The organism is Pontibacter oryzae (genome assembly GCF_003576375.1).
GTDB lineage: Bacteria > Bacteroidota > Bacteroidia > Cytophagales > Hymenobacteraceae > Pontibacter > Pontibacter oryzae.
In genome coordinates this window covers 501784-518752 of the sequence record NZ_QWGE01000002.1, presented here as the reverse complement: position 1 = coordinate 518752, position 16969 = coordinate 501784, and the positions used below count along the sequence as shown (strand labels likewise).

Genomic DNA, 16969 nt, shown 5'->3' with positions numbered 1-16969 from the left:
TTATTTGTTAATGCGCATCAGGTAATAAGAAAATGTTATTGAGCCCAAAAAACCAAACAGCGACAAAATTATCGCGACGTCTATAAAATTCTGATTATTTGTAAACTCCGTGTATATGGCAATAATGCCAATCACATTTGCTACAATTAAATCGAACGCGATAATGCGGTCCGGCAGGCTTGGGCCAATTGCAAATCGAATAGCCGTAAGCACCAGGCACAGACTTAACACAACCATCGCTATAGTTAGCGTTACCTCAAATGCACTCATGCGGTTAGTTCTAGAATCCTGCGTTCAATGTTATTTTGAATACTTCTCTTAATACGGTCAACATCATTGTTCTTGACATATAAGGCATGCACATACAATACTTTGCGGTCTTTGCTTACATCGATACTTAAAGTTCCGGGCGTTAGCGTAATAATGTTTGCCAGCAAGGTTATCTCCAGATCAGTTTTTGCTTTTAGCGGGATGGCAAGTATGGTGGGGCGCATGTAATAATGCGGTGTAACGATGTCGTAAGCCACTTTGATATTCGCTACCAAGAGGTATCTTATAAATACGAAAACGAACACAAAAAATTTGGGGAGCTTGGCAAAGTATGTTTTCCTGTAAAAGTACGTACTTAGCCAAAGACAAAAGAACAACATGCCATAAAGCCAGATCGCATTGGTTGCGGTATAAGGCATAGGCACGTAGCCTTGCTTAAAGAGTAAGTAAATCACCACGAAGGCAATAGCGCTATGAAGTGCAAATAGTCTCATGGCATATCGTTCATCTGGCTTTCCCTAATACTGTATCTGTATACGTTTCGATATGAAGCAAGTCCTGAGAAGCGCGCATAGCCAACTCAATCAGCGGCCCGGCATACACTCCAATGGCGAGAATACAACAAAGCAGGAAAACCACCGGCACGTAAAGCAACGCTATGCGCAAACGATCCGACTGGGTTAATAGGATAGAAGTGGAAGGCTTGCGGGGCTTCGATTTCCAGAATACTTCGTTCCAAATCTTCGTCATTGAGAAAAGCGTAACCAGGCTCACACCGAGCGATGTCGTAACAAGAAGGTAGTTACCTGCCTCAAAGCCAGCCTTTGCCAGCATAAACTTTCCCCAAAAGCCTGAAAGCGGGGGCGTGCCTGCCAGGCTTAGCGCCGATACAAAGAAAAGCAAAGCAATAAATGGCTGCTGCAAGTATACGCCTCCAAGCCTCGGCAACTGAAACGTACGATGATACTGCGCCACCACACCACTAACCAAAAATAGGTTGGTTTTAACAAGTATGTTGTGAATGATGAAGAAAATACTGCCAGCTATAGCAAGCGGTGTATAGATAGCAAGGCCCATGAGCATGTAGCCAATTTGGCTGATGATATGGAATGAAAGGATACGGCGGAAATCGTTCTGTGCGGCTGCTCCTATTACACCCACCACCATGGTGGCCCCGGAAAGTATAGCCATTAGTGGCATCATAAAAGTCTGGTCTGTAATAAATACCAGCGTGAAGAGACGTATTAGAGTATATATGCCAACTTTTGTGATAAGGCCAGCTATGAATGCAGAAATGGCTATGGGCGAGGTGTGATATGAGGCTGGCAACCAGAAGAACATCGGGAAAATGGCCGCTTTGATTCCAAACCCTGTCAGGAAAAATACGCTAGCCATACTCAATAGCGGCAAATTAAGGTGAGTGCCTTCACGAACAATAAGTGCTAGCTCAGCCAGGTTTAAGGCCCCAAACAAGCTATAAACCACACCTATCCCGGTAAGCAGCAAACCAGAGGCAATAAAGTTTATAGTGACATACTTTAAGGCCCCCTCCAGTTGCGGCTTTGTTCCGCCAAGGCTCAAAAGCGCAAAGCAGCAAATTAGTATAACCTCAAACCACACGTACAAATTAAACAGGTCTCCTGTTAGGCATACGCCGCCCACGCCCACTTGCAGAAAGAGCATCAGCGGGAAGTATCCGTAACGCTGGCGAGATTTATCCAGGCCATACACAGAAAATAGAAAGACGGCCAAACCAACTAACGCAGCAGCCAGAAGTACAAGCGCGCTAAATGTATCAGCAACCAAAGTTATACCGAAAGGTGCCGACCAACTGCCGATCTGCGTGCTTATAGCTTTATCAGTAATTATTCTCTTTAATAAAAAAATGGTTGATCCTAACCAGGTAATCTGTGTAAACCCCGACACAAGCGCCTGCCATCGCTCTAGGCGCCAGAATAAAAGGCACACTATCGCACCGCACAAAGGCACAAGAAGCGGTAAAACAAGGAGTAGGTGCGCCGACATAGGGTGTTTTTGGGTTATGACATGCTAATGTTTCTTTTTTTCGGGGCCTCTGTCTCCCCGAAGATCGTTCAGATTATTGGATTTAAAGGTTTGATACACGCGACGAATCAAGACTATGGCAAAAGCTTGAATGCCAAAACCTATGACGATGGCTGTTAGCAGCAGCGCTTGCGGCACCGGGTCGGCATAAGGCTCCTTTGGTATAGTTTCCTGTTCCCGAATTATAGCTGTACTCCCTCTTGTTAGCCCGCCCACTATAAAAAGAAACAGGTTAGTTGCGAGTCCGAAAAGTATGAGCCCAAGTATGAGTTTAAACAAGTGCCGATGAAGGATCAAGTATAAACTCACCGAAAACAGAGTTCCAATCATGAATGGCATGAGTAAATCCATGGTTTCCTATTCTTTTTTCATCGTGAAAACCATTTTTAGCACCATCCCAAGTACCAACATAAACACGCCAGTGTCGAATAAGAGAGGCGTGCCCAAAGAACCTAATACCGGTAACTCCAGGGGTAGCCACCACGCCGTCATAAAGGGCTTTCCAAGAATCAACCCAACCATGCCGCTTCCTGCAGCCAGTAACAGGCCAAATGCCATCAGATAAATTGGCCGCAAACGAATAACGTGAAAACGTTTATGGTTGCCGTTGCGGTGATTTTTGCGGATAGCTAACTGCATCCAACTCCACACATAGTATAGTTGGCTGGGCTTGCCATTTGCTTTATATTGGCAAACGGATAACCGGAAATACGTACTTTCAGTGTGCTCGGAGCCGTGAGCAAGCGCATGAAACACAAAGGCAAGCGAGCAGATCAAACCACCTATAAACCCACCACCTGGATGGTGATGCCCTCTAAAAAGAATATAAACAGAAAACAGCAGAAACAAGGGGGTTAGTAAGCGGATAGCAGTCGCGAAAATTAACGTTCTCATGGTTTACCTCCTTTTTCAGAATTTAAGCGAAGCAGTGCATAAATACCGATGGCCGCCACTGCCAGGACACTAATTTCGCCCAGGGTATCAAGCCCCCTGAAATCAACCAGAATTACGTTCACGATATTCCGGCCATGCGCCTGCTCGTAACTGGCGGCACCATAAAATTTCTTTAAGTCAGAATCCACGGCCCGTGCCTGAACCAGGAGCATCACGTAAGTCATAACGGCCCCAAAAAATATGGCTATGGCAATAAACTTATACTTCTGAAACTGATGTGAGAGGTAAGTAAAGGCGGGCAACTTGTGCAATAGCAATACAAAAATCACAACCGTAAGTGTCTCTATCAGCAACTGGGTGGCCGCCACATCCGGCGCACCGAAAAGCACGTAAAGCAACGCTGCAGAATACCCAACCAAACCCATTACTACAATGGACGTTAGGCGCGAGCGCGTGCCCAGCAAATAAATAAGCGCAGCAATCACTAATGCTACAAGCACGAACTCGTATAGCTGGGTCTCATTCAGCGAGGCGGCCGGTTGGCTAAAGCTTATATCAGAAGGGTCGCGCCACATTACAATTAAAAGAAGTCCGCAAAAAAACAGGATTATATATATGATGTAACTTCTTAGGTATCCATTCTGCAGCTTGGCGATAAATGTTTTTGCACCATGCAGAAGCCGCTCAAATGCACGATGGTATAAGGCATCAGGCCCATACTTGTACATGTGCTGCATCCCAACTGAGCGTATTCGAATAAAAGGCAGAAAGCGGTAAAGCGATACCCCAAGTATAACTGTACCTATGCTTAGCCAGAATACCGGGGTAAATCCATGCCACAGGGCCAACTTATAGGTATTGCTATGGCTAGCTACAATCTGTTGCATGGCGCCATTAATCAATTTTGACGGTACAGAGCTAACCATTAAGCCAGCAGTAAGCCCAGCAATCCCCAAAACCAGTGGAGGCAAGTATAAGCCTATACTAAGCGCATGGCGCGGAGGGGTGGGCTTTGAGGACTTCTTCCAGAAAAGCCTATAGCTAAGCAACAGGGCGATGGCCACGAAAACGAGCCCGCTCAATGTGGCTATGCCTAAGAGCCAAGGTGTAGTGAAGGTTGCTTCGTAGAGCATCTCCTTTGCTATAAACCCTAGAAAAGGTAAAATCCCAGCCATGGAAAGCGCTGCAAGCGTAGCGGCTATGCCCAATGGTATCATATGCTCTCCTAGGCATCTCAGCTGACTTATGTTTCGTGTGCCCATGCAATGGTCTATTGCACCGGCAACCAAAAAAAGTGTGCCCTTGTAAAGCGCGTGCGCCACCAAGAAAACCAACATTCCCTTTATGGCAAGCGTTGAGTTAATGCCAAGCATCATTACCAAGAGCCCGAGCGCGCCAATAGTAGTGTAGGCAAGTATGGCTTTTATATCGGTGTGCTGCACCGCTACCACTGCGCCAAGTATGGCTGTAATACTTCCTACCCCCGCTAGGGTATAAAACCATACATCCGGGCCGGAAAGTATAGGGGCCAAGCGGGCTAATAAATATATGCCGGCTTTGACCATGGTTGCAGAATGCAAATAGGCACTCACCGGAGTCGGGGCGGCCATAGCGTTTGGTAACCAAAAATGAAATGGAAACTGTGCGGACTTCGTAAAGCAGCCGACCATTATCAACACAAAGGCCGGCAAGAACGATGCATGATCAGCAAGTATGTTTTTTTGAGCCAATAAGCCTGTGAAAGTATGAGCTCCGCTAGCTATACTCAGAAGGATAAGGCCGGCAAACAAGGCGAGCCCGCCGCCACCGGTTACCAACAACGCCTGCCATGCCGACACCCGTGCTTGTTTGTTGGTATTATTGAAGCCTATCAGTAAATAAGAACTGACACTGGTTAACTCCCAGAAGAGAAACAGGCAAAAGATGTTATCCGCCGTAACAATACCTAACATGGCTGTCATAAACAACGTCAGGTAAAGGTAAAACCGCCCCAGCAAGGGGTCTCCCTGCAGGTAGGCACTGGCGTAAATCATAATTAGAAAGCCAAAGAGCGTGATAAGCAGCACAAAGATTAAGCTCAAGCCATCCAGCCTGAACTGTAAGTTAATAGCAAGCGCCTCCACCCAAGTATAATTTGCAATAATTACTTCTCCCTGAACAACACGAGGGTATAAACTGATGAAATATGAAAATAGCGCTAGCGGAAGCAACGCCATAAGTATAGCAACATACCTGCCTAGCAACCGATATACTAGCGGGGCTATAAAGGCAAACAATACACCTATTAGAATTGCGAAGAGCATGAATGTTTAGCTAAACGTATATTTTTTTGCACAATACCGTATGCATAAATACACTTACCTGACTCCCTGCATTTGGTTGCGCTGTAGCCGCTAATGGCTCCATAACAGGAGGTGTCTTCGGAATCTTCAACGCTAAACGCATTGCCATGAACACGTTAAACCGACTAATGGTAGCCCTGGACCTAACGCCAATGGATGCTACCCTGATCCCATATGCGGCTTTTTTGTGTGCTGAGCTCCAGGTGGAGAAAGTATACTTTATACACGTAGAGAAGAGCCTTGACCTACCTAGTGAGTTTTTGCAAGGCATGGAGCGGGGTAACCTGCCTACCGATGAGGGAATCCGGGAGGACATAATGACAAAAGTAGGGCCAGCGTTTCAGGGTCTGCCCCAAACGCAGGTTGAGGTTCTGATAGAGGAGGGCACTCCGCTAAAGGAACTGCTGCACTGGGCAAAAGTGAAACAGATCGACCTTATGCTGGTAGGGCGTAAGCTGAGGTTGCGGGGAAGTGGCGTGCTAGCTGAGAAAATATTGCGCACCGGAAGGGTAGGGGTGCTGTTCGTACCGGAAACTTTCGAGCCGAAATTACAACGCGTGGTAGTAAGCCTGGACTTCTCGAAGTATAGTGAGATGGCTTTGGATCGGGTACTGCATTCTGCCTTAGCGAAGCCGGATATCCATGTTATCTGCCTGCATATTTACCAGGTGCCAACAGGCTACCGCACGCTCGGCATGACGTATGAGTCATTTGATCAACGCATGCAGGGGTTTGCACGGGAAAAGTATGAAAACCTGCTAAGCAAGTTTCCGGAACTGACCGAACGGGCCGAACTTGTACTGGTACGGCAGGACGATAATACAGATATTGGGCAACTAGTGGTGCTGGAGTCAAAGCGCAACCGTGCTGATATGCTGGTCATTGGGGCAAAAGGGCTTTCTGCCGCAGCCCTCTTCGTTATTGGAAGCGTAACCGAGAAAGTCCTGAAGTATGATATGGACATTCCGCTACTGGTGTTCAAAAACAAGGAAGAGGATATGGGCTTTTTGGATGCGCTTCTGTCTCCATAACCTCCTGATGTTAGCAGCGCAATGATTTCGGTTGACTCAATTTAAATTACTTACACCCATCAATAAAAAAGCCATAGCTTTACACTTAGCTATGGCTTTTTAAATTAATTGCACTAGTAATTACTTTACTACTTCCTTAGTGATATAGCGTGAGTTTAAAATGCTGAGTGCACCCATGTAGCGCAGGTTAAACCGCAGCACATCTCCAACTTTAAAGTTTTGCTCATTGTCGCCAAGCTCCACGATCAGCATATCCGAGCTGGCACCTATGACGCTTATACCTGCATCTTTCGGAATCAGGAACTTTGGGTTAATATCTAGCAGGCCCACATCAAGTATAGCCCGGTGCGATGTTTTGCCATATAGACTTTCATCTATCTCAAAGCTCTCGCCACTCGGGTTATCGGCCAGTATGCCGCTTGGTATCATCGGCTTTTCAGTCAGCTCGATGATCTCGGTAAAAAGTTCGAAAACATCGTCGTGCATGCCTTCAAACGTTTCGTTGGTGAAGAGGTTCAAGCCAAAAAACAATGCTTCGCCAATTCTGAAGTGGTTGATGCCGGCTGGCAGCTGATGGTTAAACAATAGCGGAATAGTAACCGAGGTGCCTCCAGAAACCCAAGGGATGTTGCGGTTAAACTTGGTCTCGATGATCTGCTTGTATAAACTGAGCTGGATAAGCTTATCCTGAGTAGGCATTACGCCGTGCAGGCAATTAAAATTAGCCCCTAAGCCAATTACGGATATGCTGGGCAGTTTGAACACTTTCTCGTAGAAATCTACTAGCTCCTCGCCCATCACGCCTTCGCGTAGATCGCCCATTTCAATCATGATAATGATCTTATGGAGCCTGCCTTGGTTAACGGCTTCTTCAGAAAGCAGGCGTATGATCTCCAATTCCGTTTGGAAGCTAACATCGGCATACTTTATAATGTCAGGAATACTTTGCTTCGGGGCAGGCTTTATATACACGGTCTGTACCTCAGGGGCCATTTTCTTAATGGTTTTAAGGTTTGAAACCCTGGAGTCGTGGATTTCCTTTACGCCTAAGGCCAGCACCTCCTTCAGAAATAGCTCGTGGCCGCAGAGTAACTTAGTTACAATGCCCCAATCAATGCCGTGTTCCTGAAACACCTGATCCAGGTGTTTGTAATTATGGAGTAATTTGTTGTGGTACAGCTTTAAAACTGCCATGTTATCTTGTTAGTCTGTACTCTAAATATTTGTTCGTGAATCCTAGTTTTTCGTAAAGTTTGCGGGCCGGGTTATGCGGCTCCACGTGCAGGGCTATACTGCCTTGGGTCAAATCGATGGCCATTTGCACAAGTTGTTTACCAACGCCTTTGCCACGCGTGCTCCCATGCACAGCAACATACACCAGGATATTCTCTGGTATATACCCTTTCATGCCGGTATTGTTCAGAATAAGGGCTCCCACCACTTTATCGTTTTCGCGGGCAACTAATACCGAGCCACCTTTACCCTCTGCATCAGAGAGAGCATAATCCATGCACTTGGCAATGTCCTGCCGCTGATCGCCATACTCATCCAGGTGCTCAAAAAGGAAGTCTAACACCTCGTCACGGTTTAGCGAGGCGTGGTCGGTTGGGGTATAGGTATGGTAACTGATGCTGTTGTTGTCTGCCATGTTTTTTTCTTTGTTATATCAGGGTACAGTATTGTTAACGAAATATAAAGGATAAGAGAAGCCGTTAGCCCGAAAAGGTTCGGGTCTAAGTTGTAAGGCAAGGTAAATGTAAGGTTAAGCCAGGAGATATGTACGATGCTGTTGGCCGAAAGTGTTCGCTCAAGCAAAGCCCTGAGCTCAAACTCACTCAGGTTCAACCAGGTAGTTTGGAGCTCCGGTGCAAAGTATGGCTTAAGTGTATCGGCTAATGTTAGCAAATCAGCGTCTGAGCCAGGCAAAGCTAGCATGCTTACTTGAAGCACTACGGTTACTACACCGCCTATCAGCATAGCCCAAAAAGCGGCCAAGCTACTGCGGCGCTTCCAGAACAATGCACCAAGCACGGGTATAAACAAACCAGAAACCATAAAGGCGTAGGAATAGAGCATCAGGTCCAGCACGTTGGTCATCATGGTGGCCAGCCACAGGGCAAAGGCACCAACCAATAATGTTATCAACTGCGAAAGGCGCAGGGTTTTCGGCGACTCCGGGTCTATTTTAAAAAAGTGACTTAAGACGTCTGTCACGATGTTGCCGGAAGAGGCCATCAGGCAGCTATCAGCCGTGGAAAGTATGGCAGAAAAGTATGCAGAGAGCATCAAGCCCATTAAACCAACGGGGAGTACAGAGCGCAGCAGCATGGGTAAACCTGTTTCGGGGTCTACCACCGCGCCGGCCCCCAAGGCATCAAACATGCCTTGCTCGGCGCCCACCCGCGCTAAAATTCCGAGGCTTACGCCCATAAAAGCCATAATCGGCCACTCAAACAGCCCGGCAATGTACCAGGCACGCTTGGCTGTTTTTACATCGCGGCACGCATAGATGCGCTGATACAGCGTCATGCCCACAAACCAGATCGGTATAATGGTAATAGCCCAGTTCACGATTTGCTGCCAGGAAATATTTGTAAGGCTTAAAAACTCAGGAGGCAAGGTAGCGCGAATGGCAGCCATACTTTTAGTGGATTGTGCGGAAAGGTAATCCATACGTAGCATTCTCGAGAACTCCAGCGTATCCATGCCACCCACAGCTAAAAAGGAAACCGGGATGCCTATAAACACCAACCCACCCATAAGTATGGCCCACTGGATAGTATCAGTATAGATAACGGCTTTCAGGCCACCCATAACGGTATAAACCACCGCAATGATGCCCATTATCAACAGGGCCGTATTCAAGTCAAGGTCAACAAAGGTGCCGCTGGCCAGCTTTGCGCCCGCTAATATTTGGGAAGATGTAAAGCCAGTATAGCCAATGGCAGAAATAATACCGGCAAGCAGCGCCACGCGTGCATTAAAATAGTAGCCGAAGATCTGCGGAAATGTGAAGAAATTGGCGAAGGCAGGATTGTTCTTGACTTTAGGAATCAGGAACACAGCAGCCAGCCAGGCTCCCAGAAGACCTGTAAAAAGCATCCAGGCACCAGAAAGGCCCATGGCAAAACCCAGCCCGCCCAAGCCAATGGAAAAGCCCCCGCCAACATCCGTCGCAACCACGGAGAGGCCGATGTGGCTACTGCTCATGGAGCGACCACCCACGTAATAATCTTCAGCGCCTTCGTTTTTTCTAAGAAAGTAAAAGCCCACGCCAAGCATAGCCAGCATGTATAGCACGAAGATCGAAAGGTCAATGTAATGCATCTATTGGAAAAGTATAAGTCTGACTTAGGTATAGGTAGAATGTTTTACTTGAAGATAGTCAATTCTGCCCTTACACCCTCATTATTTACAGCTTTTCAATCCGGAAGCGCTAATTACACCTTTACTATTGCATCGTTTTTGTGCAAAATTAATCTGAATTTATAAATAGGCTTGCTGCGCTTGCTTGTCAAAAAGCAGAAACAATTATTAGTTGAGTTCTATTTAGATTTACCGCGAATACTTCAAACCAGAAGACAGATTAGCTATCCTTTAACAAACGGGAGCTTCGATGGTAAAACCTTTGTGTGCGCCAGTGGTATTGTAACTTTTAGCCACTATTCTTAACTTTGTGCCACAAGGTGATGGGGTGCCACCTGAAACCGCCTGCCCGGGCAGCGCTGATGACTCCTACTGCAAGACGCACGCATAATGCGGCCTTGCTGTAACTTTGTTAGCAGCTATACATGAAAAACCCAGCACCTACACCCCAAAAATCAGCTTTCAAGAAACTATTGAGCAAAGCCCTCTCGCTTGGCGAGCAAGCTACTGCTATACTTTACCTGCTCAAGTGGCTGCTCATGTGCATGCTTGTAGGAACGTTGGCGGGCTCTGCTTCTGCTTTTTTCCTGGTTTCGCTGGATTGGGTGACAACGTACCGTGAAACGCACACGTGGATCATTTGGCTTTTACCACTGGGTGGTTTGCTGGTGGGACTGCTTTACCATTACTATGGTGGGCGCGCCAATGGCGGCAATAACCTGCTGCTCGATGAAATTCATCGCCCTGCCAAGATCATCCCTTTCAAGATGGCTCCTTTGGTTCTTTTTGGAACATTGGTCACGCATTTGTTTGGTGGCTCGGCGGGCCGTGAGGGCACAGCTGTGCAAATGGGTGGCACGTTGGCCGATCAACTTACCTACGTATTTAAGCTTCGTCCCCGCGACCGGAAACTTTTAATTATAGCTGGTATCAGCGCTGGTTTCGCTTCCTTGTTCGGTACGCCATTGGCAGGTGCGGTTTTTGGGCTGGAAGTGTTTGTGCTGGGCCGCATCCGCTACGAGGCAATACTGCCAAGTTTTCTGGCTGCTATCATTGCCGATTATACTTGCCTGGCGTGGGGTGTGGGGCATACGCAGTATGGTATCCCAATAGTGCCGCACCTTTCAGCATTAGGCATAGGTTATACTTTGCTGGCCGGAGCTATTTTTGGTTTAGCCGGAATGATCTTTGCCAAAGCAACGCATTTTTTCACAAGGCTATTTAAGGAGCAAGTAACGTTTCCGCCTCTGCGGCCGCTGTTTGGTGGCGCCGTTGTGGCTACTGTTGTATGGCTGATGGGCACTACAAAGTATATCGGGTTGGGCATCCCAACCATACTTGGTGCATTTGATAATCAGCTGCCATGGTACGATGCAATCGTCAAAATCATACTTACAGCCTTTACACTTGGGGCTGGTTTTAAAGGAGGAGAGGTTACTCCACTGTTTTATACGGGCGCCACACTCGGTAATGCCTTATCAACGGCAATTCCGTTACCACTGGCACTGCTTGCCGGTATGGGCTTTGTAGCAGTTTTTTCGGGTGCAACTAACACGCCGCTCACCTGCACTATCATGGCTATAGAGCTGTTTGGGGCGGATAGCGCGGAGTACATGGCACTGGCCTGCGTAACGGCTTATCTTTTTTCGGGGCACTCGGGCATTTATGGTTCACAGATAATTGGCTCGCCGAAGCATCTGTTTTATGGCCGGTTTAAAGGAAAATCGCTTAGCGCCCTCGATCATCACAAAAAAATGCGCCGAAAAAAGAACGCTACATGAAAAGCAGTGTTTAAACACTATATAGTCTTAAATATAACTTTCTGCATATCAGTGGCATGAGTGCATATTTGTTGAATGATTTACGTATACTTTTTGTAATACTAGTAGCGTCCATCACTCCACCAAGAGCACTCACTTATGAAAAGAGCTGTATACCTGACGCTGCTTGGGCTTTGTTTCCTTCTGATACCGTTAGGCACCTTGGCTCAATTGCAGCCTACCACTGACAGTGATACGGTTTACTTTACTTCGAACCGTAAAAAGATCAACATACCTTTTAAACTGGTACATAACCTCGTTGTTATACCAGTGCAGATAAACACGTCTCAGCCGCTGAATTTCATACTTGACTCAGGTGTGCGCAACACACTTATAACAAGATTGTACTTTTCTGACTCGCTTGACCTTAAGGATGCAAGTAAAATAACCATAAAAGGGTTGGGAGAGGGGCATGATATCGATGCGTTCTTCAGCACGGGAAACCACATGTACATGGATGGGATTAAGGGCGATAACCACTCGGTTTACGTGCTGATGGAAGATGTCTTTAACCTCTCAACCAGAATGGGCATGCCTGTGCATGGTATAATCGGCTACGACATATTCAAGAATTTTATAGTAAAGATTAACTACAGCACTAAAATGCTAACGCTCTACAGGCCAGATGTTAAGCTAAGAAAGAAGCGCAAGGCAGAAGAATACCCGCTTATGATAGAAGGCACCAAGCCATACATGGTGGGCACGGTGAAACAGCATAACGGCGATACGCTGGATGTAAAGCTGATCGTTGATACCGGGGCAAGCCACTCGCTGTCGTTGTACCTGCCTACTAACGAGAAGCTGAGCTTACCGCCTAAGGTTATGGAAGCATACCTGGGGCGTGGTTTGAGCGGGGATATCAACGGTAAAATTGGACGGCTAAGCAGTTTCAGGCTGGGCAAGTATAAACTAGAGAACCTTACGGCCTCGTACCCTGATGAGGAAGGTATAAAACTAGCGTTGAACATTGCTGACCGTAACGGTAACATGGGCTCTGATATACTTAAGCGCTTTACCGTTATCTTCGATTACCCGCACCAGCGCATCACGCTCATTCCGAACCATAAATTTAAGGAGCCATTTAGCTACAACATGGCTGGGTTTGAGGTAAGCACCCCCTTACCAGGAACCAATTTCTATGTCGTATCCAATGTAGTGGACGATTCGCCGGCAAACAAGGTTGGCGTGCAAGCCGGGGATCAGCTGCTGCACATTAATGGCCGCGACTGCACCGATCTTACGTTGCAGGAACTATTAGAAATGCTTGAAAGCAAGCCTGGCCGTAAACTGCGGTTGCGCCTGAAACGCGAACAGGAAATCCTGAATGTTGATTTTGTGCTGCAAAGCCGAATTTAGGCTGTTACGTCGCTTTGGAGGTCCATAACAACCTGCAGGCCTAAAAGTATAACAGCAAGTACGATAAGGAATATGGCCGTATACATTCTTAGCTTAGGTACTGGTTTTTGATAGGCGTTCCCTTTTTCATCGGTTTGCGTAAACTTCAGGTCCGACAGTATTAGTCCATTGCCGAAACTTAGCCAAATAGCTGCCGTCAGGGCCTCGCGGGTAATAAACAAAGAAACCATCCCGATTGCGGAAAACAGGATGCCAATAATAACTCTGATGGATAAATTTTTCATGTAAATTCTGTTGCCGATACTTAATAGGCACCTGCTCATACAGCTGCAAGTTAAATCTTTTGCTGCACACCAAATAGCGGCAACTTCGAATTTCAGCCACAAAGCTTTAACTAAAAACAAATTATAATATCTTTTTGGGCTTTTGTATGAATATTTTATGAATAATTATAGGAAGCTTGTAATTTAGAAAACAATTGCGAAACATTTGCGGTGTACTAAAGGGTATAAACAAACCCAACTGCTATAACTGAAATGAAAAAAAAGGCGATTTTATCATCAAACATGATAAAACACACTCCAGATCAGGAGCGTGCGACTTTTTCTGCTCTTTCTACGGGAGTAGTTTTTAGGGCCGCTATCGCTGTGGTCCGCTACAGGCGCTAGCCTGCAGCTTTCCCGACTGCCTATGTGGTGGTCATCAATCCAGCATTTTATGAATCCCGAATTATGTTAGGCAGCTATCAGGCTTGCCATATTCGCCATATTCATACGTTATCTCAAATCACAAATATTTAAGCTGATCAAAGCGCTGTGCCATTAAAAGCCTAGCACTACCTTTTTAATAAAATGGATCAACCTGCATTCATCGTGATGGTTGCCCAGGGGCAACATATTATACATGCGTTGCAAATATGCAACGAGATGGAGTCATCAGCTAAAGCGAGAGGTACTGGCATTGCCAAACGCTCCCCGGACTATATTGCCCAGAAAATGCTAGAAGGTAAGGCGGTTATTGCCTTGCATGCCGATGGAACCTGGGCGGGGTTTTGTTATATCGAGACTTGGGGCCACGGAAAGTATGTTGCAAACTCGGGGTTGATTGTTTCTCCTGAGCTACGCAAAAGCGGCCTGGCCCGCCAGATCAAGCAGAAAATATTTGAGTTATCACGCACAAAGTATCCTGATGCTAAAATCTTCGGGCTGACCACGGCGCTGGCTGTCATGCGCATCAACTCAGGTCTGGGCTATAAGCCGGTTACATACTCTGAACTTACCGACGACGAGGAATTCTGGAAGGGCTGCCGCAGCTGTGTGAATTTTGAGATACTGCAGCTTAAGAACCGCAGCAACTGCCTTTGCACCGCCATGCTGTTTGACCCTGAGAAGGAGCAAAGCTTTATTCCGCTGGAAGTAGTGGAGAAAAAGAGTGCGCCAAAGAATGCCAGCGTAAACGAGCGTTGGATGCGCCACCGCCAAAAGCCTGGGCAGCAACCCGGGCTTTCAACACCTGAAATGAATACAGTACAAGTATAATTTGCTCATAAAGTATAAATTAACAAGATGAAGAAAGTAGTTTTAGCCTTTAGCGGCGGCCTTGATACCTCTTACTGTGCTATTTACTTAGCGCAGGAGCTCGGACTTGAAGTACACACTGCCATTGTGGATACAGGCGGTTTTAGCAAGCAGGAGCTGCAGGAAATAGAGCTCCGCGCTTATGCTATGGGCTCAAAACAACACACCCACCTTGATGAAACTGACAATTTCTACAAAAGCTGTATTAAGTACCTTGTATTTGGTAACATCCTAAAAAACAACGTGTACCCGCTAAGCGTAAGCGCAGAGCGCGTAACACAAGCCATTGCCATTGCCAACCACGTGAAAGCCGTTGGCGCTGATTACGTGGCGCATGGCAGTACCGGTGCCGGCAACGACCAGGTGCGTTTTGACATGGTTTTCCAGGCGATCATACCGAACGTAGAAATCATTACACCTATCCGCGACAAGCGACTTTCGCGCGAAGAGGAGATTACTTACTTAAAGGACCACGGCGTTGAAATGGATTTCCATAAAGCGCAGTACTCTATTAACAAAGGCATCTGGGGCACATCGGTTGGCGGTAAAGAAACGCTTACTTCACATCTTCCGCTGCCTGAGGAGGCTTACCCAACGCAACTTAGCAAGCATGAGCCGCAGCGCATAACGCTTCACTTTGAGAAAGGGGAGCTAGTTGGCTTAAACGATCATGCATTTGAGAACCCGGTAAAGGCTATCCAGCACCTGCAGGAACTTGCCGCGCCGTATGCTATCGGCCGCGATATACATGTGGGCGATACGATCATCGGCATTAAGGGCCGCGTAGGCTTTGAGGCGGCTGCCCCGATGGTGATTATCAAAGCACACCATACGCTAGAGAAGCATGTACTTACCAAGTGGCAGTTGTACTGGAAAGACCAACTTTCGGCGTGGTATGGCAACTGGCTGCACGAGGGTCAGTTACTGGACCCTACTATGCGAGATATCGAGGCCTTCCTGGAGAGTACGCAGCAGAACGTGACGGGAAAAGTTTTTGTAGTGCTGGCCCCATACCGCTTCCAAGTGGAAGGCATTGAAAGCGCACATGACCTGATGAGCGACAAGTTTGGCAGCTATGGCGAAATGAATCGGGCATGGACCTCTGATGACGTGAAAGGCTTTGCCAAAATCTTCGGCAACCAGACCAAGATGTACCACAGCGTAAACAATGCCGCAGCATGGACGGAGTAAGTATAAAAGTGGGCATAGCAGGCGGCGCCGGGTATACTGGCGGCGAACTGCTTCGCCTGCTGCTCAACCACCCTCACGCAGAAGTAACTTTTATACTTAGCAAAAGCCAGGCGGGCAAGCCGGTGCATGCTGTGCATAAAGACCTGCTGGGCGATACCGATGTATACTTTAGCGAGGAGATTAACCCAGCGATTGATGTACTGTTCCTGTGCATGGGCCACGGCGAATCCAAGAAATTCCTGGAAAGCGATGAACTGCCGGCCAATATAAAAGTAATTGATTTAAGCCAGGACTTCCGTTGGAATGAAAGCTTTAACGAGGATACTGTAACTGACTGTAATAGAGCTTTTGTTTATGGGTTGCCAGAGTTAAACCGTGTGCAAATACGCACGGCTGAAAGTATAGCTAACCCCGGCTGTTTTGCCACAGCTATACAGCTTGGGCTACTGCCACTAGCGCAGCAAAATTTAATCACCAGCGAAATCCATACTAGTGGCATTACAGGAAGCACCGGAGCCGGGCAAAGCCTGAGCGCTACCTCACACTACAGCTGGCGCAGCGGCAACATCTCAAACTATAAAGTTTTAAGCCACCAACACCTGCACGAAATACGGAGAACGCTGCAGGGTATGCAGAATCAGGAATTACCGGCAATAAACTTTGTGCCTTACCGTGGCCCGTTTACGCGCGGCATACTTTGCACGAGCTATACAAAATCTGACCTGAACCTTTCTGAGGCCACCGCCTTGTATAAAGATTTTTACAACGGGCACCCTTTTGTAACTATTGCTGACAGCACGCCTAATCTAAAGCAGGTCGTGAATACAAACAAATGCCTATTGCATCTGCAGAAAGAAGGGGGCAACCTTGTTGTTACCAGTATGATTGATAACCTTCTGAAAGGCGCCTCAGGACAGGCTGTACAAAACATGAACCTGATGTTCGGGTTGAGCGAGCAGGCAGGTTTAAAGTTAAAAGCATCTGCATTTTAAAGTGTAACTACTTAATTTACTGAACTATGTACGTGAAGTATTTTATCTATTGTTTAACCTCTTACA

16 protein-coding genes and 1 riboswitch are annotated in these 16969 nt (G+C 46.9%); of the genes, 6 read left to right on the top strand and 10 right to left on the bottom strand.

The features are described from left to right. The 6 genes from D1627_RS07045 to mbhE all read right to left on the bottom strand — a co-directional run bounded on the left by D1627_RS07045 (position 1) and on the right by mbhE (position 5531). The gene (locus D1627_RS07045) at positions 1-270 is read right to left on the bottom strand and encodes a monovalent cation/H+ antiporter complex subunit F (protein ID WP_119431518.1); all 270 of its coding nucleotides are present in this window, start codon (positions 268-270) and stop codon (positions 1-3) included. Continuing rightward, on the bottom strand, positions 267-764 hold the full coding sequence (locus D1627_RS07040) for a Na+/H+ antiporter subunit E (protein WP_119431517.1): 498 nt from the start codon (positions 762-764) through the stop codon (positions 267-269). The genes D1627_RS07045 and D1627_RS07040 overlap by 4 nt, the downstream gene beginning before the upstream one ends. Positions 765-774: 10 nt before the next feature. Continuing rightward, positions 775-2076 (bottom strand): proton-conducting transporter transmembrane domain-containing protein, encoded by a 1302-nt coding sequence (locus D1627_RS07035; RefSeq protein ID WP_233555540.1) that lies wholly within the window; start codon positions 2074-2076, stop codon positions 775-777. A 243-nt stretch (positions 2077-2319) separates the two neighbouring features. After that, entirely contained in the window at positions 2320-2685 is a 366-nt protein-coding gene (locus tag D1627_RS07030) for an NADH-quinone oxidoreductase subunit K (RefSeq protein WP_119431515.1), read from the bottom strand. 6 nt (positions 2686-2691) lie between these two features. Continuing rightward, positions 2692-3228, bottom strand: a complete 537-nt coding sequence (locus D1627_RS07025; RefSeq protein WP_119431514.1) for an MnhB domain-containing protein — start codon at positions 3226-3228, stop codon at positions 2692-2694. Then, positions 3225-5531 carry a hydrogen gas-evolving membrane-bound hydrogenase subunit E gene (gene mbhE, locus D1627_RS07020; RefSeq protein WP_119431513.1) on the bottom strand — a complete coding sequence of 769 codons (2307 nt, stop codon included), beginning with the start codon at positions 5529-5531 and terminating at the stop codon, positions 3225-3227. Before mbhE ends, D1627_RS07025 begins: the two co-directional genes overlap by 4 nt. Positions 5532-5677: 146 nt before the next feature. Here mbhE and D1627_RS07015 point away from each other — a divergent pair, with 146 nt between their 5' ends. After that, entirely contained in the window at positions 5678-6601 is a 924-nt protein-coding gene (locus D1627_RS07015; RefSeq protein WP_119431512.1) for a universal stress protein, read from the top strand. A gap of 120 nt (positions 6602-6721) precedes the next feature. On the opposite strand, the gene D1627_RS07010 is transcribed toward D1627_RS07015, so the two are convergent. Genes D1627_RS07010 through D1627_RS07000 form a run of 3 tightly spaced genes read right to left on the bottom strand, consistent with a single transcriptional unit; the run spans position 6722 to position 9928 of the window. Then, a complete protein-coding gene (locus tag D1627_RS07010) occupies positions 6722-7795 on the bottom strand; it encodes an alanine racemase (RefSeq protein WP_119431511.1) in 1074 nt (357 codons plus the stop codon). Position 7796: 1 nt separating this feature from the next. Further along, a complete protein-coding gene (locus D1627_RS07005; protein ID WP_119431510.1) occupies positions 7797-8249 on the bottom strand; it encodes a GNAT family N-acetyltransferase in 453 nt (150 codons plus the stop codon). After that, complete coding sequence (locus D1627_RS07000; protein WP_119431509.1) at positions 8189-9928, bottom strand: sodium:solute symporter family protein; 1740 nt, start codon at positions 9926-9928, stop codon at positions 8189-8191. Before D1627_RS07000 ends, D1627_RS07005 begins: the two co-directional genes overlap by 61 nt. Positions 9929-10277: 349 nt before the next feature. Further along, positions 10278-10346: riboswitch (Fluoride riboswitch) on the top strand. A 46-nt stretch (positions 10347-10392) separates the two neighbouring features. Between D1627_RS07000 and D1627_RS06995 the strand changes: the two genes are divergently transcribed. Both D1627_RS06995 and D1627_RS06990 read left to right on the top strand, forming a co-directional pair. Next, a complete protein-coding gene (locus D1627_RS06995; RefSeq protein WP_119431508.1) occupies positions 10393-11748 on the top strand; it encodes a voltage-gated chloride channel family protein in 1356 nt (451 codons plus the stop codon). 138 nt (positions 11749-11886) lie between these two features. Further along, entirely contained in the window at positions 11887-13143 is a 1257-nt protein-coding gene (locus tag D1627_RS06990; protein WP_119431507.1) for an aspartyl protease family protein, read from the top strand. Here the strand turns inward: D1627_RS06990 and D1627_RS06985 are convergent. Then, positions 13140-13427: a hypothetical protein gene (locus D1627_RS06985; protein ID WP_119431844.1), complete on the bottom strand. Its 288-nt coding sequence runs from the start codon at positions 13425-13427 to the stop codon at positions 13140-13142. The genes D1627_RS06990 and D1627_RS06985 overlap by 4 nt on opposite strands. Positions 13428-13994: 567 nt before the next feature. On the opposite strand from D1627_RS06985, the gene D1627_RS06980 reads away from it, so the two are divergent. The 3 genes from D1627_RS06980 to argC are packed head-to-tail and all read left to right on the top strand — an operon-like array spanning position 13995 to position 16903. Continuing rightward, positions 13995-14681 carry a GNAT family N-acetyltransferase gene (locus D1627_RS06980; RefSeq protein ID WP_119431506.1) on the top strand — a complete coding sequence of 229 codons (687 nt, stop codon included), beginning with the start codon at positions 13995-13997 and terminating at the stop codon, positions 14679-14681. Between the two features lie 27 nt (positions 14682-14708). Continuing rightward, the gene (locus tag D1627_RS06975) at positions 14709-15911 is read left to right on the top strand and encodes an argininosuccinate synthase (RefSeq protein ID WP_119431505.1); all 1203 of its coding nucleotides are present in this window, start codon (positions 14709-14711) and stop codon (positions 15909-15911) included. Then, positions 15899-16903, top strand: a complete 1005-nt coding sequence (gene argC, locus D1627_RS06970; protein WP_119431504.1) for an N-acetyl-gamma-glutamyl-phosphate reductase — start codon at positions 15899-15901, stop codon at positions 16901-16903. The genes D1627_RS06975 and argC overlap by 13 nt, the downstream gene beginning before the upstream one ends. The last annotated feature ends 66 nt before the right edge of the window (positions 16904-16969 follow it).